Origin of the sequence: Synechococcus sp. LTW-R, assembly GCF_014217875.1 — a bacterium.
Taxonomy (GTDB): domain Bacteria; phylum Cyanobacteriota; class Cyanobacteriia; order PCC-6307; family Cyanobiaceae; genus Vulcanococcus.
Genome location: NZ_CP059060.1, coordinates 665873 through 687994, shown reverse-complemented (window position 1 = coordinate 687994; position 22122 = coordinate 665873). Strand labels below are relative to the sequence as shown.

Here is a 22122-nt window from a genome sequence, read left to right as displayed (position 1 = left end):
AGCCGCTAATGGCGAGCGGCTGGACTGAGCAGTTCGGCCTCGATCTCCCAGCTCAAGCTGCTCTGCACCCCGGTCGGGCCGGAGAAGGTTCCGCTCACTGCCGCAGTCAAGTCTGATTTGGAGGAGGTCACCACGGGGATGTAGCGGTCATCCACCGCCCCTTGTCCGCTGGCATCAAATCCACGCCAACCGGCTCCCTGCAGGTAGACCTCCGTCCAGGCATGGAGGTCGTAGCGGTCCGGCTTGGGCTCCACCAGGTGATAGCCGCTGACGAAACGAGCGGGCAGCCCGAGACTGCGGCAGCACTCGATCATCAGCATCGCCAGATCACGGCAGGAGCCGATGCGCTCCTTGAGGGTGCGACCTGCCGGCCAAGCGGGTCCTTGATGCCGTTGGGTGTACTTCACCCGGTCCTGAATGATTTCGATGAGTTGTTGCAGAAAGCTCAGGCAACTCCCGTCGCTTCCCGTGAGCGCTTCCTGGGCGAGATCGACGGCGGCGGCATCGTGTTGGCCATTGGGCAACCAGCCTTGGAGGTTGCTCATCAAATCGGGATTGAGCCTGCCGATGGCGAGTGGCAACTGCAGCATGCTCTCGTCCAAGCACGCCTCAATCAGTGGTGGCGTGAAGGTTTCCACCTCACTGGTGGCGACCACCTGAAAGGCCTCTGTTTCCTGAAGGAAGCGCGCCCGCGTAATCGTGTCCCCCCCTGCAGCCATGAGCTCGTAGAGCTGACTGGGTTCGGGGCTGATCTCCAACTTGAAATCAATCAGGCGCTGGAAGCCGTGGGGCCTGGGCCGCAGGCAAAAGCGATGGGGGCCCAGCAGGACGGGTTGGCTGTAGCTGTAGTTGAAGCGGTGGATTAAGCGGGCGTGCATGCCAGATCTTGATCGGAAGCCGTGGTGGGTAAAGCGCTCTGATTCATCGGGATCACCGTGTCATCCTCCGGGCTGAGGCCTCCGGGGAGAACGAAGTAGCGGTCGTGAATCAGGTTGTGCAGCTCGTTCAAGTCCTGCTGCAACCCGTCAATGGCTTCATGCAGCCCTCCGGCGATCAGCTTGTCGATTTTGGTGTAACTCCAGCGGGCCTGGGTCAGTCCCACCCTGCACTCCAGGTCATCGGGGGTTCCCGGAGCGGATTCGCGGCCGATCAGCTGGAGGGTCTCGTGGATTCGCTCCAGGCAGTAGCGAACCGAGCGCGGGAAGAGCGGGTTCAGCAGCAGAAACGCTGCCACCCCCTCTGGCGAGATGTCACCGACATTGGATTGGCGGAACATCTGATAGGCGCCGGCACTGCGCAACAGAGACATCCACTGCAGTTCGTCGAGCACGCCACCGACGTCATCGGGACTGGGAAGCAGTAGGAAGTACTTCACATCGAGGATGCGTGTCGTCTTGTCCGCCCGCTCAATCAGACGGCCAAGTCGGCTGAATTGCCAGGAAAGGTCCCGGCTCAACGTGGCATCCGTGATGCCATAGAAGAGCTGACAACCACGTCGAATCTCCCGCAGCTGCTCCTGGGTTGGTTCCTCCCAGAACTCCTCGTTTTCCACCAGGGTCCAGTAGAGACCGTTGAGGTGCTCCCACATCTCGCTGGTGATCACATCCCTGATCTGCCGGGCGTTCTCCCGGGCCATGGCGATGCAGTTGACGATGCTGCTCGGGTTGGCCTCCGCCCGCACCAGGAACTCGACCACCTCCCGAGCCCCACCACCGGGGTACACCGCATCAAAGAGGGTGCGATCTCCACTGGCATCGATCAGGGGTTGCCAAGGTTCTGCACTCCCCGGAGGACAGTCCAGGGCCATCGCCTCACTGACCTCGACAAAGCGGGAGATGTTCTCCGCCCGCTCGATATAGCGGTTAATCCAATACAGGGAGTCGGCAACACGGCTCAGCATTGGCCGTCCTCCACGATCCAGGTGTCCTTGCATCCACCCCCCTGGGAGGAGTTCACCACCAGTGATCCGCGCTTGAGGGCGACGCGGGTCAAGCCACCGGGTGTGACCCAGCTGCTTTTGCCACGGAGGATGTAGGGCCTGAGATCCACGTGGCAGGGATACAACTCCCCGTCACTCAGCGAGGGGACTGTCGAGAGCTCCAGCGTCGGTTGGGCGATGAAGTTCCGGGGGTTGGCCTGGATCTTGGCGGCGAACGCCTCGATCTCGTCGCTGCTGGCGTGGGGTCCGATCAGCATTCCATAGCCTCCGGCTTCAGAGACGGCCTTGACCACGAGTTCCCGGAGATGGGCCAGGACATAAGCCTGATCCTGGGGCCTGGAGCAGAGATAGGTGGGGACGTTCTCAATGATCGGCTCTTCGCCGAGGTAGTAGCGCACCATGTCGGGGACATAGGCGTAGATCAACTTGTCGTCCGCAATACCGGTGCCGGGGGCATTGGCAATGGCGACACGTCCCTGGGCGTAAACCTCCATCAAGCCGCGAACGCCCAACATCGAATCGCTACGGAAGACCGCGGGATCGAGGAAGTCGTCATCGATGCGCCGATAGATCACATCGACCGCTTCCAATCCACGCGTTGTCCGCATCCAGACCCTGCCGTCTTCACAGGCCAGATCCCGTCCTTCCACCAGCGGAATGCCCATCTGTTGGGCGAGATAGCTGTGCTCGAAATAGGCACTGTTGAGAACCCCTGGGGTGAGCAGGACCACCCGCGGTGTCTCCGTCCAGGGCGCCAATTCCCGCAGGGTTTTCAGGAGTTGTGATGGATAGCGATCGATCGGCTGCACGACCCGCCCGCTGAACAGACTCGGGAACATCCGCTTCATCACCCGCCTGTTCTCAAGGAAGTAGGCGACTCCGGACGGGCAGCGCAGGTTGTCTTCGAGCACGCGCCAGGTGCCTTCTCCGTCCCGGATCAGGTCCAGGCCCGAGATCTGGCACCACTTATCAAGAGGGGGTTTGAACCCCTGCAGGACCGGTCTCCAGCCCTGCGAGCTCTCGACATCCTCCCGAGGGATGATTCCGTCCTGGATGATCCGCTGCGGGCCATAGACATCGGCCAAGAACAGATCGATCGCCTCCAAGCGTTGGGCCAGGCCCCGTTCCAGCTGCTCCCACTCCCCTGCCGGAATCAGGCGCGGCAGGGGGTCAAACGGAAGGATCCGTTCACCTACCTGTCCACCGGAATCGTTCAAGCGGAAGGTTGCACCCAAGCGCTTCAGCAGAACTCCAGCGGCCGCATGGTTGCGGTTGAGATGATCCAGCCCCAGGGCTCCCAAGGAATGGACCAGTGGCTTGAGTGCCGAACGCGGTCCATCGGCGGCGTTGAAGTATTCGTCGTACCCCTTCTTTGGCCTGTACTCGGTAAACATTGCCGGACCAGAGTTGGGCCGATCATGCAGAGCTGTCTGGCCCCTCCGGGTTGTGATTGCTACCGAACAAATCAGCCTGAAGACGGCCGGTAGCGCTTGCTACGGGCCAGTTTTCATCCAGTTATGGACGTGAGTCGAAGCACCTATGGCAACGGCTGTCTCGCCGCGCCAGCCTCTGCTCGTTCCTCCCGCACACCCATGGCCCAGTCCCCTGTGTTGGTTGATCCCCAAGGTGGAGCCATCTACCAACTGCGCTCCAGTGAGGGCGAATTGTTCCAGGTGTGCTTTGAAGGCAGCTGCCTGTTCTGCGACAGCCTTCCGGCTGGAGAGGCCCACCTGCGTCTCATGGAACAGCGGCTTCGCCAACGGCTCGGCTGAGGCTGATCGGTTAGCCCGCGGCCTGGAGTTCCCCCAGACGCTTGAGGATCTCCTGGCTGTGGCCTAACGGCCGGACGCCGAGCCAGGTCTCTCGGAGCACCCCCTCTGGGTCAATGAGGAAGGTGTGCCGTTGGGAGAAGGGGGGGATCCAGCTGCCGTAGAGCTTGCTTGTTTGCCCGCCAGGATCCGAGAGCAGTGGGTAGCTGAGCGCTTCACTGCCGCAGAACTCTTTGTGGGAGTCCGTGTCGTCGGCGCTGATCCCTACGACCTCGGCATTGAGGGCATGGAAGCGCTCCAGGTCCCGTTGAAAGCCCTTGGCCTCGATCGTGCAGCCTTCGGTGAAATCGCGCGGATAGAAATAGAGGACCAGCCACTGCCCTTGAAAGTCACTCAGGCTGCGCTCGGCTTCGATGGCGCCATCGGGGCTGGGAACAACGCCCGGGAGCGTGAATGGCGGTGCAGGCAGGTTGAGCTCGGGCAGGGTGCCGCCCATTGAAAAAGCCTGCCGGGGAAGTCCCAGCAGGCCGAGGGCCGCAGCGCCAACAGAGAGGAGCAGATCGCGGCGGTTCAAAAGGAATCCTGAGGTACTCCCAGGATTGAAGCTCAGATCTTGGCCAGGTTGATGCCGAGTTGCTTGGCGTAGGCGCCCAGACCCTTCTTCTGGATGGTCTTCAGGGCGCGGGTGGAGACGCGCAGCTTGACGTAGCGGTTGCCCTCAGCCCACCACAGACGGCGCTCTTGCAGGTTGACCTGCTGGAGCTTCTTGGTGCGGATGTGGGAGTGCGAGACGGCCATGCCGTTGTTGGCGCGCTTGCCGGTGAGTTGGCAGACCCGGGACATGACCGTCTTCTAAAAACACAACATTGGGCATTTCGCCCAAGTGCCCACCATAGCAAGTGGTGTTAGACCCCAGTCTCCAAGGCGTTGTGCACGTGCAGGGTCTGGGTTGGGAAGGCGAACTCAATCCCCTCCTGCGCGAAGCGTTGAACGATGTCGAGATTGATCCGTTGCTGGGCCTCCATGGCTTGGATGTAGTTGTTGGAGGGAACGAAATAGACCAGCTCAAAGTCGAGGCTGCTGCTGTTGAAGGCCACGAAATGGGCCCGGTCAAAGCGGGTGTCCCCGCCCCGTTCAACGATCGCCTTCAGCAGCCCCGGTATCCGCTCCAGCACGGCGTGGCTGGTGTCATAGGTCACCCCCAAGCGGTAGATCAGCCGCCTTTCTTGCATTTCTCCGTAATTCGCCACCACGGAGCTGGTGAGGGCGCTGTTGCTCATCACGATCGCCTCACCGTTGACGCTGCGTAGACGGGTGGTGCGCACGCCGACCCGTTCCACCGTGCCCCAGACCTCGCCGACGTTGATGAATTGCCCGGTTTGGAAGGGCTTGTCCAGCAGGATCGTGATGTATTCAAAAAATTCAGAGACCGGCTGTTTCAACGCCAAGCCCGCGCCAATTCCACCGGCGCTAAGGAGGGCCCAGATCGCCGCCATCTGGACGCCGATGTTCTGGAGATAGAGAACCGCGCCCACAGACCAGACCAGGGCGCGCAACATCGGGGCGAGGGCCCGCAGCATGCTCCCCACGGCGGGGTCACCGCTGTGGACCGCGGAGCGTTGCAACAGACGCAGGCTGATGCGGTTCACGAGCCGCACCAGGAAGACCACCAGGATCAGCTTGGCGATGGTGAAGACCACCCGATCCAACTCAGGCGGCGTTGGGACGAGCCACCAGGCCCAGCTCGCGCTGACCACCCAACCCAGGATCGGGATCGTCTCGACGATGACCTGAACGATGAAGTCGTCGGTATCACTCCTGGTCCTCCGGGTCAGGCGACCAAAGACAACCCCAAACACCCGCGCGACGAGAAGCGAAAGCAACCCCCCACCGATCAAGGCCAACAGGGCCGGCAGGAGCGTTGACATCGAGACCATGACCAGCCGAAATTGCCTCAGAGGCCTCCACTGTCTCGTGCTGCGTCAAGGCCCTGACAGATCCAGGGGATACCCGTAAGAGTGGGGAAACCCTTTTGCCTGTGTCCGAGTCCTATCTCTTAGCCCTCGATCAGGGCACCAGCAGCTCCCGCGCGGTTCTCTTCGACGTCCGCGGTGTGCCGGTTACCTCCGCCCAGGTCTCCCTCGCGATTCAGTACCCCAGTGATGGCTGGGTCGAACAGGACGCCGCCGCGATCTGGCAAAGCCAACTGGAGGCCATGGCGTTGCTGGAGCAGCGCTTAAGCCCAGAGCAGCGCCAAGCGGTGCGTGCCTGCGGGATCACCAACCAAAGGGAAACGACCACCCTCTGGCGCCGCAGCACCGGCGAAGCCTTCGGCCCATCCCTGGTGTGGCAGGACCGGCGGACGGCGTCGATTTGCGCGGGTTGGAGGAGCGAGCCCGATGCGGAGTCCTGGCAGCGCCAAACCGGATTGGTGCTGGATCCCTATTTCAGCGCCAGCAAGATCGCTTGGATGCTCGAGGCCCATCCCGAGGCCCGGCAGGCCCTGGCCGCCGATGACCTCTGCTTTGGCACCATCGACAGCTGGTTGCTGTGGCACCTCAGCGGCAGAACACGCCATGCCACCGACATCAGCAATGCCAGCCGAACGTTGTTACTGGACCTGGAGAAGTTGTGCTGGTTGCCGGACGTGATTGAGCGCGTCGGATTGACGGCTGCTGCCCTCCCGGAACTGCTGCCGACCCGCAGTGCTTTTGCCGTGATCGCCGAGGGGCTTCCCTTCGCTGGCACCCCCATCACGGCGATGCTGGGTGACCAGCAGGCGGCCAGTTATGGCCAGTTCTGCTTTGAACCGGGCCAGGCGAAGTGCACCTACGGCACGGGCGCTTTCCTGGTAGTGAACGGTGGCCTTCGCCCGCAACGAGCTGCAGGGGGGCTGTTGAGCACGGTCGGTTGGAGCAACACCGACGGCAGCACCACCTATTGCATTGAGGGCAGCCTCTTCAATGCTGGGACGGTGATCCAGTGGCTGCGTGATGGCCTGGGGATCATCCGCGAGTCCTCCGAGGTGGATGCCCTGGCCTCCAGGGTGGAGAGCGCGGGTGAATTGATGCTCGTGCCGGCCTTCACCGGCTGGGGATCCCCCCACTGGGATCCCAACGCCCGGGGCCTGCTGATTGGCATGACCCGTGACACCGCCGCCCCGCAGATCGCCCGGGCAGCCCTGGAGGGCATCGCCCTGGCGGTGACCGGCCTGTTGCGCGGTGCCGCTGAAGCGCTCGGTGCTCCCTTGAACACCATTGCCGTTGATGGCGGAGCGGCCGCGTCGGCGGTCCTGCTCCAGGCGCAAGCCGACAGTGCCGGCGTGCAGGTTGTCAGGCCAGCAAATCTTGAATCAACGGCCCTCGGAGTGGCCTTGATGGCCGGTGAGGGCGCCGGGGTGCTGAGCGATCTGGGGCCGATTGCCACGGCCATCCGTGCCTCCTCAACCCAGGTCAGTCCCCAGCGCGACGCGTCTGAACGGGAGCGTTGGTGCCGCCGCTGGGATCAGGCCGTTGACCGTTGTTTGCACTGGCATGGTGATGGACCGCTTTGATCTGCTGATCGTTGGCGGCGGCAGCAGTGGTGCCGCTCTTGCCTACGAAGCGGTGCGTCGTGGATTGCGGGTGGCGCTGCTCGAGGCGGGTGATCCCGGCCAGGGCACCAGTTCGCGCAGCACGAAGTTGTTGCATGGCGGTGTTCGCTACCTCGAGCTCGCTTTCAAACAACTCGACGCGGCCCAGCTGAAGTTGGTTCGGGAGGCCCTCTCTGAACGGCAGTACTGGATTGATCAGGCTCCGTTCCTGGCCCAGCCCCTTCGCATTGCCCTGCCTACCCAGGGGCCCATCGAGCAGGCCTATTACCGAATGGGCTTGGGCATGTACGACCTCCTGGCGGGTTCCGCTGGCCTGGAGCCCAGTTGCGGCATGAACCGCCAGCAGTTGCAAGCGGCCCTACCGGGTTTGGACCGTGAGCGCCATGGGGCGGTGCTCTACAGCGACGGTCAATTCGACGATGCCCGGCTGAACCTGCTGCTGTTGCTCACGGCCGAGTCCGCCGGCACCGTCGTCCAGCGGGACTGTCCTGTCGTTGATTTTGAGCATGAGGGGGGCCAGGTGGTGGCCGCGGTCACGCGCGGCGGCGATGGATCCACAACCTGCTGGCCGGCCCGTTGCATCGTGAACGCCACGGGCATTCAGGCGGACCACCTTCGGGCCCTGGCCCAGCCCAACTGCCGGGAACGGCTCCTGGTGAGCCGCGGTGTGCATCTTGTTCTTGAACAGCAGTTATGTCCAGCCGGCACCGGACTCTTAATTCCCAAGACCAGTGATGGCCGCGTGATGTTCGTCTTGCCCTTCCAGGGCAGGACCCTCGTGGGCACCACCGACTCCCCCTGTGCGGTCGGGGAGGCCACCACGGTCTCCGCTGCTGAGGAGACCTTCCTGATGGACCATCTACGGCGCTGGTTCCCGGGGCAGCCCACGTTGACGGTCTCGAGTCGGTGGGCGGGCGGCAGGCCACTGATCCAGCCGGACTCCGATCGCGGCAGCAGCAAGGTCGTGCGCGAACACGAGGTCGAGCGCTTGGACTGCGGCCTGATCAGCCTGCTGGGTGGCAAGTGGACTACCTGCCGGGTCTTGGCCCTGGATGCCCTGAAGGCGATCGCAGGCGAGCTCAACCAGACACTGCCAGCTCCCGTGCCGTTGCCCTTGCTTGGGGCCGACTCGAGTCCGGCGCAGTCCCTGGCGTCACTGGCAGCGCTGCGGGCGCGGCTCGAGCCGTTGACACCGACGGGTCCTCTGCAACGCCGACAGATCGACCACCTGATCGCCAACTACGGCTTGCAAGCTGAGCAGGTGCTTGAGCAGGCCATGGATTCATCCGAGGCCATTCCGCTGAGCGCGGTGGTGCCGGTCTGCTTGGCGGAGTGGCGCTACAACATCCGCTTCGAGTGGGCCAAGACCAGCACGGATCTTCTGGAGCGGCGCAGTCGGATCGCGTTTCTGGATCAGGCTGAAGCCGAACGGCTCACGCCCGAGGCGGAATCGCTGTTGTTGGCGAGTTCCATATCGCCGATTAACCACCAGCCAAAGCCATAGGCCTGCAGGTACACGAACCAGTCGCGCGTCGCTTCGGGGAATTCACAACCCCAAAGCAACTCGCGAATGCGTTCCCCTTCCCAGCGGCTCAGGTCGATTTCGGTTGAAGCACCGGTGCCGCTGAGGTTGACCGCGACCAGAACGGTCATGGCCTCGCAGCGGCGAATGAAGCTGACCACGCTCGGGTGATGGCTCGGCAGCAGTTCAAAGTCCCCGTGCCGGAGGGCCGGCAGCAGCTTGCGGCTCACCAACATGTGGCGATGCCAATTCAACAGCGAACCCTTCAGCGATTTCTGGACCTCGACGTTGATCACCCGGTAGTCGTATCCCGGTGCCGTGATCGGCGGGAGCACCAGCAACGGATCGGGGGCCGCTGAGAAGCCGCCGTTGCGGTCGGGGGTCCAGGCCATCGGTGTGCGATTGGGGTCACGGTCCCGCAGACCAGGCCAGTCACCCATGCCCAGCTCATCGCCGTAATAGAGGCAAGGCATGCCCGGCAAGCTGTAAAGCAGGGCATGCAGGGCCATGTTGGGCCGCGGGTCGCCGTTCAGCAGCGGTGCCAGACGGCGGTTGATGCCCCAATTGAGCCAATGGCCATGGGCAGCCGGCAGGCCATGGCGGACCCAATGAATGACCTCCTCGGGGACGAGATGACCATCGCCGAGCCAGAGTTCATCGTGGTTTCGCAGCGGCAGCGCCCAACCGCGGCCGCAGTCCAGGTTGCTGATCTCCTTGAGGAAGCGATTGAGGCTCTTGGTCTCCCCGTGGGCGACGGAGGCGAAGAGATGGGCCGTGAGGGCGAAATTAAAGGCCGCATGCAGTTCCCCGTCTTCGAGGTAAGGCATGGCCTCCTCCACCGGCTGAATCGCTTCCGCCAACAGCAGGATGTCGCGACCAGGATGGTCTGCACTGAAGGCGTCAACCCGTTGGCGCAGGGTTTTCAGGAAGGCGTGGGTTTCCGGTAGACCCTCACAGCGGGTACCTTCCCGTTCGAACAGAAACGGAATGGCATCGAGTCGAAAGCCGTCGATGCCTCGGGCCAACCAGAAGTCGACGACCTGGAGCACCGCCTCTTGGACGGCGGGATTGTCGTAGTTGAGGTCGGGTTGGTGATGCAGGAAGCGGTGCAGGTAGTACTGCTGTGCAATCGGATCCCAGGACCAGTTGGAGTCCTCAAAGTGGCGGAAGAGGACGGGTGCTTCGCTGTAGCCGTCCGGGTCGTCTCTCCAGACGTAGTAATCCCGCTCCGGGCTCCCCCGTTCGGCGAAACGAGCCCGTTGAAACCACGGATGGAGCTGGCTGGTGTGGTTCAACACCAGGTCGATCACCACCCGGATGCCATGGGCGTGGGCCGCTTCGACGAACCGATGGAAGGCGTCGAGGTCCCCGAGTTCCGGATGGATGTCGGTGAAGTCCGTGATGTCATATCCGCCATCCCGAAGGGGAGACGGATAGATCGGGGTCATCCAGATGGCATCGACCCCGAGCCAACGCAGGTAGCTGAGCCGTTTGGTGAGACCACCGAAATCACCAATTCCATCGCCATCGGAATCGCTGTAGCAGCGCGGGATGAGCTCATAGATGACCGCTCCATCCCACCAGGGATGCTGTCCCGGGGCTGGGGGCCAGGGTTGAGTCCTGCTGGCCCCCTCTGGCATCAGAACGAACGGTGACTACCCCTGGCATAGGCCGTTCTGCGGCGACTGTCAGCCCAGGTTTTTAAAAGACGTTGCGTGCCATGCCGTTGAACCACTCGACGTAGGTCGCTGGCCCCCCGGGAACCAGGACATCGAGCTGCAGGGGATCCTCCGGGTCGCTCAGGCCCTTGAGCTCGGGGTCCAGGAGGCTCGGTCGATCCAATTCGCCGTCGCTGCTGTCCACCAAGACCACCCGATTTGGCGTCCCAAAGGCCCGGCCGATCTCTTGGAGGAGGGTCAAAAAGCCCCGGTCACTGCCGCCACGGCTCCAACGCACCTGGGTGCCTTCCACGCGAGGCTCGGAGGTTATGGTGTCGGCAATCCCAATCAGGGTCGGCACCTGATCGGGCGCAATCGCCTCTTGGGCCAGGGCCAGTAGCCCCTCGGCGTTGCGAGGAGCCGTGCGCACATTGAAGTCATCCCCAAGGGGCGCGTGGCCGGTCTGTCTGGCGATGTGCTGATTGAGCAGCACCAAGAGCCCTGCCTCTTTGACGGCTCCGCGGAGCATGAATTGAAAGTCGCTGGTGCCGCAGTGCTCGGGGCTGGCCCACTTGAGCTGTTCTTTGCCGTCCTGGCTGCCGAGGTTGGGGGCCAAGTGCAGGAAAAAGGAATCCCCCAGCCCCTGCTCTTTGGCTTGCTCCTCCAGGCCTTCGAGCAGTTCTTGACTCGCCTCCTGCAGTCGGCGTTGTTCCGCTGGCTCCAGCTGGAGACCGGCGAAGAGCACGTTCAGATTCAGGGTTGGTGAGAGTTGGTTGTCCAGCACCGCCGCCTGGCTGAGGGGCTCGAGCACAGCGGCGCTAGAGCTGGGACGGAGTCGTTCCGCCATGGCCTGCACCCCTGCCTTGAGTTGGCCGGGGACGGCCGCAAGAAACGCCAACTCAGATTCACTGACACCGGGGTGGCTGATGGCACCGTGCTGGCTTTGGGATTGAACGCCGCCCGCCGCGAGTCCCGGGAGATAGAGCCCTTCCCCGGCAGGATCACGCTCCGGCCCCAGGGCTCTCTCCACCAGCCGGTTCACCCCGCGGCTGCCGCTGTGCTCCCCATTGGTAAGGACACGGAAGCGGTGGCCAAGCCGTCGGACCGCTTCGATGTAGTCAGCTGGCAGCGCCCGTGTCAGGGGGTCACGCACCAGGGGCATGCAGACCCCATCGAGGTCCTGGATCAAGAGGACGTTGGAGCTGGCGCTGATCTCCTCCTGCAGCTTCTCGAGGGAGAGACGCGCCATGGGGTTCGCCACTGATCTTCCGTCCACCCTCCCATGGTCCGTAAGGATGGTGTAGGCCCAGTTTTTATCTTGCAGAACGGTTTTTTCGAATCCAACCTTGACGCTGAGCGGATCCGAAGGCGCCTGATCGCGCTGGAAGAGGGCAAGGTCGGCTTCTACAGCGTTGGTCTGTATCCGGCGTCGCTGGCCTACAACTGCGCGATGCAAACCGATGGCTCTCGGTTGCTCTTAGCGGCTCGCCCCGGCCGAAAAATTCTGGGGGCCTTTAAAAGCGAGGAGCTCTCGGGGATGGACCCCGAGCACCGCGCCACGATGGAGCGCATGGGTGCCCACTCCGAGGCGGGCAAGCCGGTGCCCAATGACCTTGGGTATCTGATTCAGCACTGTGAGCTGGTGGTGCTGAGTGCGAACAGCAACCACATTGAAGAGGACCTGCAGGAGGCCCTACGGCTTCGGGAGGACCTCGGCCGCGAGCACGTTGTGCTCGCTTGTTTGGCGGGGTCCTTCACCCACGATCCGATTTCCAATGAGGCCTATGTCCTCTGTCAAAAGGCACCGAACCTGGGCTTCTTCACGGGATTTCACCGCCATGGCGCCCTCCGCAACCCCCTTGACAGCTTCACGGCGAATTTCTGCCATCCCAATGCTCTGACGGCCTTGCTGGGGGCACGGCTGCTGGATCGCCTCTCCCCCAACCTCCAGGTTTCAGCCGGTGTTCACAACATCGAAGGGCAATACATCAAGGCCGCTAAAAACATGGCCTCGATCTTTGCTGGGTTTGGCTACACCTTCCACCGGGAAAACCCGGGTGTTCTGCCAACTCTGTTGACGTTGCTGCTCGAGCAGTGTTTGGACCAGGCGGCCACGGTGTCGATGGCGCGAACGGATCGCCAACGGCTTTATCACCGTCAGCCGATTGCCCTGACCGAATTGGGCTACGGCGTCCAGCGCATTGAGGCCGCACTCGTTCGCGATGGCGACATGGAGAAAGTGCGAGACCACACCTTCTCGCAGTTGACAGCGATGGTCGCCGATGTGCGCGGCAGCATGATGCTGCCCACTGCGGGCAGTCCGACCCGCAACTTCCAGGCGGGAGCAGTGCTGGCGAATCGGATGCGCGAGTGCGGTCGTTGTCCGGCCAACGTTGAGGAATTTGAGACCTGGTGTGATGACGCAGGCCTATCGAAGGGGGGACTAGAGGGACTGCGGTCGTTGCGTTACTGGCCCCAGATCGTGCGTCAGTACGGCATCCCTCTCCATGACGCCTCCTTGATCAATTTGCTCTACATGGCCATCTTTGGCCGTCAGAACTCCAAGCAATCCGCCTTCTCGGTGATGACGGAGAGTCGCGAGTTGAGCAACTACTGCCAAGAGTCCGTCAGGCCAACCCATAGCCGCCGTTATGCCGAGGCCCTGCAGAACCTGGATAACCCTGCCGCGGTTGATCTCGTGGTGAGTGCCGTTGTGGCGGACTTGGCGCGCCGGTCCGTTAGCGGTGACAGTTTTGTTGACGACGAGTCGGCGACGAGCGATGAAGTTCCGGCGTATTTGCAAGCGATGAACGTCATCGAAACGGTCTGGGACTAAAGCTCCCTCAGCGAATCCGCCGTCCGCTGGCCTGCTCGAAGTGCAGCTCATGCTCACGCTTCCAGCGCAACTGCAGCGTGCCGTTATGGCTTTGCGCGAGAGCAGCGCTCTGGCTTTGGGCATCGGAGAGCACCTTCACGCTGCTGCCACGCACCCGCCAATGGCTGATGACGCGGTCCCCGAGCCATTCGAGGTGCTCCCGCTGCGCATCCAGGGCTGCCAGCTCGGGCGTCAGTGGGCTGCTGGCCTCCACCACTTCCAGATGTTCCGGCCGTAATCCCACCAATTCACCGGGGTGAAGGGGAAGCAGGTTGATCGAGGGACTCCCCAGGAAACTGGCGACAAACTGGTTCTGCGGATCTTGGTAGAGCTCAGCGGCTGAGCCCAGCTGTTGCAGCTCTCCGGTCTTCAGCACGGCAATGCGATCGGCGAGGCCCATGGCTTCATGTTGGTCATGGGTCACGTAGACCACGGGTGCTCCGGTACTCCGCAGGATTCCCCGCAACTCCCCGCGCAGGTCCTCCCGGAGCTGGGCATCCAGGTTGCTCATCGGCTCATCCAGCAAAAACAGGGCGGGCTTGCGCAGCAGTGCCCGAGCGAGGGCCACCCGCTGGCGCTGGCCCCCCGAGAGTTCGGCGGGTTTGCGCTCGCGGCAGGCTTCCAGTTGGAGCAGTGCGAGGACCCGCTCGACGTCGTCCTCGACCTCGGCCTGGGGCACGCGCCGCAGTTCCAGACCAAGGCTGAGGTTCTTGCGGACGCTCAGGTGGGGATAGAGGGCGTAACTCTGGAAGACCATGGCCACGTTCCGTTCGGCCGGCGGTCGCGCAGTGATCTCCTCTCCGGCCAGTTCGATGGAGCCACTGCTAGCCCTATCGAGACCGGCGACACAGCGGAGTGTGGTGCTTTTCCCGCAGCCACTCGGGCCCAGCAGCGCCAGGATTTCTCCCGGCGCGACCTCCAGGCTGAGGTCCTTGAGTAAGGTTTGCTGCCCAACCCTGCGGCAGAGCTGGCTAAGAACCAGACCGGTGCGAGCAGGGCTGGAGGAGGTCATCAAGCGGGAAAAGCGAATCGGTTGAAGTGGTCCTTGGGGTTATCCCTTAATGGCCCCTTGGGTGAGGCCGCTGATGATCTGACGCTGGAAGAGCAACATGATCAGCAGCAGGGGTGCGCTGCCCAGGACGGTGGCGGCGGCAAAGGCTCCATACGGAACAGTGAAGATCGAGGAGCCGGCAATGCGCGCGATGGCGGGCGCCAGGGTGAGAAGGTCGGCCTGGCTCAACCAGGTGAGGGCAATCGGATATTCGTTCCAGCAGAAGATGAAGATCAGCAGGGCCGCGCTGGAGATGGCCGGGGCCATCAAGGGAAGCAACACCCAGCGGAGGCGTTGCCAGAGGGACATGCCCTCCATCAGGGCGGCCTCCTCCAATTCGATGGGGATGTCGCGGAAGGCGGCCTGCAGCAAGAGGATGGCCAGGGGCAAGCAGAGGCCGGCGTAGGGAAGGCTCAGGGCAAGCAGGTTGTTGGCGAGATGGAAGTCGCGGGCGACCTCGAGCAACGCCAGGAAGAGCAGGACGGCTGGGAAGGCCGCTGCTGCAGCCACCGCCACGCTGATGCTTCGGGCGCGATGGGCCTGCATCCGGCTGAGGGCATAGGCACAGGGAATCGCGAGCAGCAGGGTGACGACCGTGCTGCTCAGACCGACGATTCCGCTGTTGAGGAGATACGTCAGAAACGGCGGTTCACCGTTGAGGAGTTGCTGGTAGTGCTCCAGGGTCCAGCCGCCGCGCGCGCCGCCGGTGAGAACGGCGCTGGGTCGAAAGGAGGTGTAGAGCTGCCAGAGCATCGGTCCGAGGCTCCAGATCAAGAGGAGAAGGCGAGCCATTACCGCTCACCTCCGGCGAGGTCTTGACGGCCACTGCTCCACCACCAGAGGGTTGCTAAAGCTCCACACAAGACCAGTAATCCCGCAAAGGCACCGAGCATGACGGTGGCGCTGTAGCCAAAGTCCAGGAAGCGCATCGCGTTGAGGTAGGCGTAGAGGGCCAAGCTTTCGGTGCTGCCCGCTGGACCACCGCCAGTGAGCACCTGGACAAGGTCGAAGACCCCTAGCGCTTGGGCCAGGCGAAAGACCAGGGCGATCAAGAGATAGGGCGTGAGCAGCGGAATCGTGATGTGCCGCAGCGACTGCCAGGGTGAGGCACCCTCCAACTGGGCGGCCTCGTAGAGGTCTCGGGGAATGTTCTGCAAACCCGCCAGCAGGAGCAGGGCAACAAACGGGGTCGTCTTCCAGGTGTCGGCCCAAACCGTGGCGACCCAGGTGATCAATGGGTTAGCCAAAAAGGGAATCGGTGTGACTCCGATCCAGCCCAGGGCTAGGTTAATCGGGCCATAGGGATCGTTGAAGATCCAGCGCCAGCCCAAGGCCATGACCGTCGTCGGTAGGGCCCAGGGCAGCAGGCTGATCATGCGCAAACTGCTTCGTCCGCGCAGGGGCTCGTTCAACAGCAGCGCGATCGCCAGACCCAGCACCATCTCCGTGGTGACGGACAGGCCTGCAAAGCGCAGGGTTTGCCAAGCGTCCTGCCAGAACCGGCTGTCATTCCAGAGCCGAATCCATTGGGCAGCGCCCGCGGGAACAGGCCGGAGTTCCGTCAGGACGGTCTGGGTCTGGGTGCTCAACCAGAGGTAATGCGCGATCGGCACCAGGAAGACCAGGGTGAGCAATCCCAGGGCTGGGAGCAGAAGCCAGAGCTGTTGGCGCCAACGGAGCATCTAGGAGATCCCTCCCGTGGAGCGCTCCAGCTGGATGCTGTTGCGCTGCAACGTCTCCATGGCTGGAGCGGCGGCGACCTCACCGGTGATCACCGTGTTCACCTCCCGGTAAAGCAGGTCACTGAGTTGGGCGTAGATCGGTGTCACCGGCCTGAGCACAGCCGCCGCCAGCGCGGCTTGCAACTCCGGAAGGACCGGATTGGCACGGATCAGTTCCGGGTCCTCGAAGACGCTGAGGCGCGTTGGCGTGTAGCCCCAGTTCAGGTTCAGTTGCTTCTGCGCCGCGTTACTGGTCAGGAACTGCAGAGCCTCAACGGCAGCCTGCTTGTGTTGGGAACTGGAGAGCACGGACAGTCCCCAACTGCCTTGGGTGGCGACATGCGGCTCCTGGGGTTCACTGACCATCGTGGTGATGCCGACTTTTCCCGCCAAGAGCGAGCCGTTCTTGTTCAGTTCGGCCCAGGCATAGGGCCAGTTGCGCATGAACGCCGCATCACCCGTTTCGAAGGTTTGCAGGGCTTCCGGTTCGGCCATGTTGGCCACCGCTGGAGGCGTGATGCCCACATCGACGAGGTGACGGAGCCATTGACTGGCCGCGATCGCCGCGTTGCTGTTGAGATCCGGCGAACCATCCCGCAGCCAACGTCCCCCGAAGCCCCGTAGGACCTCGAGATAGGTGCAGCTGAGTCCCTCGTATTGACGGCCCTCCCAGACGTAGCCCCAGCGGACCCGCCCCTCTTGCTGCAGGGACTGGCTGATGGCTTCCAGCTCAGAGGGTGTTCTGGGGGGAGCCTCCATCAGGTCCGTCCGCCAGAACAGCAGGCCCATGTCGGCCACCAGAGGGAAGCGCCAGAGGTGGCCATCAAAGGCATTACCGAGTTCCGCACCGGGGGCGAGGTCCTCCAGGGCATCGGCTCCGAGCCAGGCTTCTAGCGGCTCCAGCCAACCCGCCTTGGCGTATTTCGGAGTCCAGGTGACGTCCATCAAGAGAACGTCGTAGGGACTGTTGCCAAGCAGCAGGCTGCTAATCGCCAAGTCCGACACCGCCTCCGTTTCCAAGGGTCCTCGCGTCACGCTCAGGGCAATGCCGGGGTGCTCACGGTTGAACGTCTCCACCAGCTCAGCGGTGGCATCGGCGAAGGGAGCGGGCATCAATATGGACACAGGCTCTGGCGCGGGCTTGGCCCAGAGCGCCACGCTCAACAGCAGGCTGCCCAGAAGGCAGCCCAGCGTCAGGAGACCAGCGCGGCGGCTGATCACGGCGACTCAATCGCCCCCAGTTGTTCCTTGGCCCAGTGGTCCACGCTGAGTTGATCCACGGAGGCTGCCATCGAAGCCATCCGCTGCTCCTGCTCCGCTTGGGAGAGAGTCAGGGCCATGTCAATGGCCTCGTCCATTCGCCTGTGGGAGTAGGGGTTGGTCAGGACGGCTCCCTTCATCACGACCGACGCGCCGGTGAATTCGGAGAGCACCAGGGTCCCGCCACGGCCCTTCCGGGCCGCCGCATATTCCTTAGCGACGAGGTTCAGACCATCCCGCAGGGGGGTGATCCAGCAGATGTCGGAGGCGGCAAACCAGGCGACCATTTCCTCGTAGGGAATGCGTTGGGTGGTCAGGCGAATGGGCACCCAATCAATCTTGCTAAAGCGACCGTTGATGCGGCCCACGGTTTCCTCGATCCCGCGCTGGGTGTCCTCGTAGACCTTCATGCCGGTGTTGGCGGCGACACAGGCCAACACCAAGACCACCTGGCCGTGGATGGATTCATTGCGCTCGAGCAGGCGCTCAAAGGTGCGCAGTAGTTCTTCGTTGCCCTTGGTGTAGTCCACACGGCTTGCCGAGAGGATAAAGGTGCGGCCGCGCTTCGTGTTGGTTTCGATCTCCTGGATGAGCTCTTGGACCGATGGGGTATCCCTGAGGCCTCGAATCACATCTGGGCTGGTGCCAACCGGTGTCGCCACCAACTTCACGCGATGGCCGTTGTGCTCCAGCCAGGGCGTGGCATCCGGTTGGGCGAGGGCACTGCCGCAGGGGAGGAAGTGTTCGGCAATCTCCGCTTTGGGTCCCTTTTTGACGGGGAGCAAGCTGGATGCGGCCCGGGCAAAGTTCTCCGCATAGCGGGGAATGTGAAAGCCGACGGCATCGCAGCAGAGCAGGCTTTCGATGATCTCTTCCCGCCAGGGCAGGATGCTGAAGACATCACTGCTGGGGAAGGGCGTGTGGTGAAAGAAGCTGATCTTGACGTCGGGCCGAAGGGCTCGAATGAATCCGGGCGCTAGCCAGAGGTTGTAGTCATGAATCCAGATTGAAGCTCCAGGGGCAGCTTCATTGCAGGCCGCCTCGGCGAAGCGCTGGTTGACGTCTTTGAAGGTCTGCCAGTCGGCGTTATTGACCTCGAAAAAGCTCGGGAAGCTGTGGAGAATCGGCCAGATCGACTCCTTTGAGGTGACGTGATAGAAGCTGCCGATCTGCTCTTGACGGAGCGGGATCCGCCGCAAGCGAATCGCGATGGGCTCCTCGATGGTCAGGGTTTCGTCTTCGGCTGCGGGATCCTCGTTCTGCCGCCAGGCAATCCAAGTGCCGGAGGGATGGGAGCGGAAGAGGTTGCGCAGGGTGGGAATGATGCCGTTCGGGCTCTTCTGGTCCTGCCACTGCCGGCTTCCGTCCGCGTTGATGACCTCATCAAAGGGAGACCGGTGGTAGACGAGGACAAACGAGCTGGGCACGCGAGATCGGCAGGGAACACCTGTCCCTAGGGCCGTGCAAAACCAGTGGAGTCCAGCAAGATCGGCCCTGGGCTGCTGAGGGTTAGCCAGCCCAGACAGGCAATCTCCACCATCCCCCAGAGCCCTGGGGATGTCAAACCCGGGGGCTCCTGAGCGGCTGGCTTAGAGACCGCGCTCCATCAGTTGACCCATCAGGTCACAGCTGCGTTGCTGGAAACCGGCGAGTTCGTTGGGCTCCAGGCCTCCGACGGCCAGGCGGGCCATCTCATAGAGGTGACGGCCGAGGTTGTCCGCCAGTTCCTGACTGGGGCTGGTGCCGGTTCCCGTCAGGACCGATCCGGCAGAGAGCTTGATCAGCCCCTCGACCAGGCGGTGCTTGCGGTTCACCAACAAGACGTGATGGTCCGGCAGACCGGGCAGTCGCTGTTCCATCAGTGCGCCCATGTCGTTCATCCGGCGCATTTGCTCTGGCAGCAGGATGAGTGCGGCAGGTGCGTTCTCGCCCTTGAGGGCTTGAACCTGGATCGTCACCTTGTCGTTGGCAAGTGCCGCCTTGAAGAGATCCCGCAGCTTCTCTGAGCTGTCTTTGCCCTCGGCGTCACTGAGTTCGCTCTCCTTCTCCTGGAGCGAATCGTCCAGTTCACTATCGACCCGCTGGAACTTCAGCTCCTCATGGCGGTATTCCAACCAGGGGATGAATTGGGTGTCGATGAAGGTGTCCGCCAACAGCACCTCTGCCCCTTGGCTCTTCCAAAGCGCGAGAGCTCCCGCCTGACCGGCCTCGTCGGTGCAGTAGAGGATGCGCTTGTCGTTGTCGCTGCTCAGGCGCGAGCGATAGCCCCCCAGGGTCGTGAAGGACTTGCCCGCTTCAGCGGCAATCGGGTCGGCGTTGTCGCCCTCGGCGGAAGCGGCTGTGGTGCCGAAGAGGACGAGTTCGGCCACCTGGTCGGCGAATTTCTCGTCTTCCATGGCGCCGATCTTGATGAACGGTGCCAGGGATTCCCAGATCTCGGCGTAGCGCTTGGGCTCGTCCCGATGCAATTCCTTCAGCCGGTCGCCGACCTTCTTGGCGACGAAGTTGCCGATGGAGCGCACGCGGCGGTCCGTCTGGAGGGCGGAGCGGCTGACGTTCAACGGGATGTCCGGGGAATCGATCACACCCCGCAGCGGGAGGAGATAGCGGGGAACGACTTCCTTGATGGAGTCGCTGACGAAGACCTGGTTGCAGTAGAGCTTGATTTCGCCCTTTTCCCAGTCAGCCCGGCCGGTTGATTTCGGGAAATAGAGGATCCCCTGGAGGTTGTAGGGATAGTCCGTGTTGAGGTGAACCCAGAGCAGCGGGTCTCCCTGGAAGGGATAGAGGTAGCGGTAGAGCTCGATGTAGTCCTCATCCGTGAGCTCGCGGGGACTCTTGCGCCAGGGGGCTTCCCGCTTGTTGACGGTTTCGCCCTCCATCTGGACCTCCACCGGCATGAAGTCGCAATAGGTGGTGATCAGCGTCCGGATGCGAGCCGGCTCGATGTATTCCTCTTCTTCCTCCATCAGGTGGAGGATCACGTCCGTACCAGGCTCGGACCGCTCGGCGGCCTCGAGGCTGAAGTTGGGTGAACCGTCGCAGCTCCAGCGGACGGCCTCAGCCTCGCCACGGGCGGAGCGCGTGAGCAGCTCCACCTGTTTGGCGACCATGAAGCTCGAGTAGAAGCCGAGGCCGAAGTGGCCAATGATCGCGTCGGACTCCTGCTTGTACTTCTCGAGGAAGTCCTCCGCGCTGGAGAAGGCGACTTGGTTGATGTAGCGCTTCACCTCATCGGCGGTCATGCCGATGCCGTTGTCGGAAATGGTGAGGATCTTGGCTTCGCGGTCAATACGAATGCTGATCTTGCCTTCGGGCCCTTCGCTGCAGTCGCCAGCCATTGAGGCCATGCGGCGCTTGCTGATGGCGTCCACGCCATTGCTGACCAGTTCCCGCAGGAACACCTCATGGCCGCTGTAGACAGCCTTCTTGATGATCGGAAAGATGTTCTCGGTATGGATCTGGATTTGACCCTGTTCCGCCTGAAGCACCACGGTTCTGATCACAACGTGAAGACCAGAATCTCCCCAGCCAGGGCCTGAAGCCAAGGGGGGACGGTGGGCAGGAAACCGACCCCCACTCGCGCTCCCCGGACGCAAGGCCTAGTTTCCGCAACGCGACCTCAGCCGACTCCATGGCGAGCCAGTGGAACAACTTTCTGAGCAACCTGGGGGAGTGGCGTGGAACCTTTTGTGGGCTCGCCGACGATGGCTCCATCGCAGACACCACTGCTTCGATCCTGACTCTGCAAGCGGGTGATGAGGAACGGTTGGTGCACTTCAGGCTGCGCCGCTTTGGGCCAGAGGGAGTCGAGGGTGAGCCCATCCATGAGATGGCTCAGGACTACCGAAACCTCGGCAAGCAGGTGGTCTTCTTCGACAACGGCACCTTCTGCAAGGGCAGCATGCAGGTGTCCCCCTGTGCTGAGTTCGGAGGCGAATTTGGGTTTGTCGATCAGGACCGTCGCCACCGCTTGGTGCAGCTGCATGCCAAGGACGGACGCTTCAGCCAGTTGGTGCTGATCCGGGAGTTCCGTACCGATGGAACGGGGCAAGAGCAGCCCCCCGCCAGCCTGGAGTCGTTGGCTGGTGAGTGGAGCGGACAAGCCTCAACGATCAGCGCGGATTGGCCTGAACCGAGCCTCGAGCAGGCCGCCTTCCAGATCACGACCTCTGATAGCCAGGGCTTTTCGATTCGGACACAGATCGGTCAGCAGCAGAGCGAGCTCTCCGGTTCACTGCTCTCGAGCTGCATCGGGGGTGTGGACGGCGCCCAGGAACACCAGTTACAACTGTTGCCCGACGCTGGCTTCAATCTGCGGCCTGTTCAGGTCAGCCACCGTGAGGCCTTTCAACTGGAGGCGGGCTGGATGCCGACTCCGACCACCATGCAACGTCTGATCCGTCGCTACGACCGTTCGGGGGCCTGGATCTCCGCGACCCAGATCGTCGCCAGTCGCTCAGGGGGCTGAGGCCTCCTGGGTGGTGTCGGTTGAGTCGCCAGCCAGAGGATGCTGATCAGTGGCGCCAGGAAGCCGCTGATCACCAGCACGGCCGCGAGCTGGCTTCCCCGGACATGGGGCTCCCGCACCAAGGGATCACCGCAATAGGCGCAGTGCGGAGCTCCGTTGCCGCCTTGGATCGCGCGGGTGGGCAGCGGTGAGCAGTAAGGGCAGTGATACTCGCCGCCCTTGCGCCTTGGATAGGGATCTCTGCTCATCCGTTGGTCCCTGCCA

General features: G+C 62.8%; 20 protein-coding genes. 5 read left to right on the top strand and 15 right to left on the bottom strand.

Annotated elements, in window-relative coordinates:
* Positions 1-5 precede the first annotated feature (5 nt).
* From H0O22_RS03860 to H0O22_RS03850, 3 genes are read right to left on the bottom strand one after another with little or no spacing between them, the layout of a single operon-like run.
* On the bottom strand, positions 6-878 hold the full coding sequence (locus H0O22_RS03860; protein ID WP_185187695.1) for a transglutaminase family protein: 873 nt from the start codon (positions 876-878) through the stop codon (positions 6-8).
* Positions 863-1900 (bottom strand): alpha-E domain-containing protein, encoded by a 1038-nt coding sequence (locus H0O22_RS03855; protein ID WP_185187694.1) that lies wholly within the window; start codon positions 1898-1900, stop codon positions 863-865. The genes H0O22_RS03860 and H0O22_RS03855 overlap by 16 nt, the downstream gene beginning before the upstream one ends.
* Entirely contained in the window at positions 1894-3333 is a 1440-nt protein-coding gene (locus H0O22_RS03850; RefSeq protein WP_185187693.1) for a circularly permuted type 2 ATP-grasp protein, read from the bottom strand. The genes H0O22_RS03855 and H0O22_RS03850 overlap by 7 nt, the downstream gene beginning before the upstream one ends.
* A 198-nt stretch (positions 3334-3531) precedes the next feature.
* On the opposite strand from H0O22_RS03850, the gene H0O22_RS03845 reads away from it, so the two are divergent.
* The gene (locus H0O22_RS03845) at positions 3532-3711 is read left to right on the top strand and encodes a hypothetical protein (protein ID WP_185187692.1); all 180 of its coding nucleotides are present in this window, start codon (positions 3532-3534) and stop codon (positions 3709-3711) included.
* Positions 3712-3721: 10 nt separating this feature from the next.
* Here H0O22_RS03845 and H0O22_RS03840 read toward each other — a convergent pair whose 3' ends face one another.
* The 3 genes from H0O22_RS03840 to H0O22_RS03830 all read right to left on the bottom strand — a co-directional run bounded on the left by H0O22_RS03840 (position 3722) and on the right by H0O22_RS03830 (position 5636).
* Positions 3722-4282 carry a peroxiredoxin gene (locus H0O22_RS03840; RefSeq protein ID WP_255439450.1) on the bottom strand — a complete coding sequence of 187 codons (561 nt, stop codon included), beginning with the start codon at positions 4280-4282 and terminating at the stop codon, positions 3722-3724.
* Between the two features lie 32 nt (positions 4283-4314).
* Positions 4315-4551, bottom strand: coding sequence for a 50S ribosomal protein L28 (gene rpmB / locus H0O22_RS03835; RefSeq protein WP_010317109.1), 237 nt, complete (start codon positions 4549-4551; stop codon positions 4315-4317).
* Between the two features lie 62 nt (positions 4552-4613).
* On the bottom strand, positions 4614-5636 hold the full coding sequence (locus H0O22_RS03830) for a mechanosensitive ion channel family protein (protein WP_185187691.1): 1023 nt from the start codon (positions 5634-5636) through the stop codon (positions 4614-4616).
* A gap of 110 nt (positions 5637-5746) precedes the next feature.
* On the opposite strand from H0O22_RS03830, the gene H0O22_RS03825 reads away from it, so the two are divergent.
* Both H0O22_RS03825 and H0O22_RS03820 read left to right on the top strand, forming a co-directional pair.
* On the top strand, positions 5747-7261 hold the full coding sequence (locus H0O22_RS03825) for a glycerol kinase GlpK (RefSeq protein ID WP_185187690.1): 1515 nt from the start codon (positions 5747-5749) through the stop codon (positions 7259-7261).
* Positions 7221-8804, top strand: coding sequence for an FAD-dependent oxidoreductase (locus tag H0O22_RS03820; protein ID WP_370521476.1), 1584 nt, complete (start codon positions 7221-7223; stop codon positions 8802-8804). The genes H0O22_RS03825 and H0O22_RS03820 overlap by 41 nt, the downstream gene beginning before the upstream one ends.
* On the opposite strand, the gene H0O22_RS03815 is transcribed toward H0O22_RS03820, so the two are convergent.
* Positions 8714-10462, bottom strand: a complete 1749-nt coding sequence (locus tag H0O22_RS03815; protein ID WP_185187689.1) for an alpha-amylase family glycosyl hydrolase — start codon at positions 10460-10462, stop codon at positions 8714-8716. The two genes, H0O22_RS03820 and H0O22_RS03815, sit on opposite strands and share 91 nt — an antisense overlap.
* Before the next feature lie 61 nt (positions 10463-10523).
* The gene (gene stpA, locus H0O22_RS03810) at positions 10524-11729 is read right to left on the bottom strand and encodes a glucosylglycerol 3-phosphatase (protein WP_185187688.1); all 1206 of its coding nucleotides are present in this window, start codon (positions 11727-11729) and stop codon (positions 10524-10526) included.
* 33 nt (positions 11730-11762) lie between these two features.
* Here stpA and H0O22_RS03805 point away from each other — a divergent pair, with 33 nt between their 5' ends.
* Complete coding sequence (locus H0O22_RS03805; RefSeq protein WP_185187687.1) at positions 11763-13316, top strand: hypothetical protein; 1554 nt, start codon at positions 11763-11765, stop codon at positions 13314-13316.
* Positions 13317-13323: 7 nt separating this feature from the next.
* Here the strand turns inward: H0O22_RS03805 and H0O22_RS03800 are convergent, their stop codons facing one another.
* The 6 genes from H0O22_RS03800 to htpG all read right to left on the bottom strand — a co-directional run bounded on the left by H0O22_RS03800 (position 13324) and on the right by htpG (position 20878).
* Positions 13324-14367, bottom strand: a complete 1044-nt coding sequence (locus H0O22_RS03800; RefSeq protein ID WP_185187686.1) for an ABC transporter ATP-binding protein — start codon at positions 14365-14367, stop codon at positions 13324-13326.
* Between the two features lie 39 nt (positions 14368-14406).
* Positions 14407-15198 carry a carbohydrate ABC transporter permease gene (locus H0O22_RS03795; protein ID WP_185187685.1) on the bottom strand — a complete coding sequence of 264 codons (792 nt, stop codon included), beginning with the start codon at positions 15196-15198 and terminating at the stop codon, positions 14407-14409.
* The gene (locus H0O22_RS03790; protein ID WP_185187684.1) at positions 15198-16088 is read right to left on the bottom strand and encodes a carbohydrate ABC transporter permease; all 891 of its coding nucleotides are present in this window, start codon (positions 16086-16088) and stop codon (positions 15198-15200) included. Before H0O22_RS03790 ends, H0O22_RS03795 begins: the two co-directional genes overlap by 1 nt.
* Positions 16089-17345 carry an ABC transporter substrate-binding protein gene (locus tag H0O22_RS03785; RefSeq protein ID WP_185188282.1) on the bottom strand — a complete coding sequence of 419 codons (1257 nt, stop codon included), beginning with the start codon at positions 17343-17345 and terminating at the stop codon, positions 16089-16091.
* A complete protein-coding gene (gene ggpS / locus H0O22_RS03780) occupies positions 17345-18814 on the bottom strand; it encodes a glucosylglycerol-phosphate synthase (RefSeq protein ID WP_185187683.1) in 1470 nt (489 codons plus the stop codon). Before ggpS ends, H0O22_RS03785 begins: the two co-directional genes overlap by 1 nt.
* Positions 18815-18976: 162 nt before the next feature.
* A complete protein-coding gene (htpG, locus tag H0O22_RS03775) occupies positions 18977-20878 on the bottom strand; it encodes a molecular chaperone HtpG (protein WP_370521504.1) in 1902 nt (633 codons plus the stop codon).
* A gap of 143 nt (positions 20879-21021) precedes the next feature.
* Here htpG and H0O22_RS03770 point away from each other — a divergent pair, with 143 nt between their 5' ends.
* Positions 21022-21858, top strand: a complete 837-nt coding sequence (locus H0O22_RS03770) for a DUF3598 family protein (protein WP_185187682.1) — start codon at positions 21022-21024, stop codon at positions 21856-21858.
* On the opposite strand, the gene H0O22_RS03765 is transcribed toward H0O22_RS03770, so the two are convergent.
* A complete protein-coding gene (locus H0O22_RS03765; RefSeq protein ID WP_185187681.1) occupies positions 21795-22106 on the bottom strand; it encodes a hypothetical protein in 312 nt (103 codons plus the stop codon). The genes H0O22_RS03770 and H0O22_RS03765 overlap by 64 nt on opposite strands.
* Positions 22107-22122: the final 16 nt, after the last annotated feature.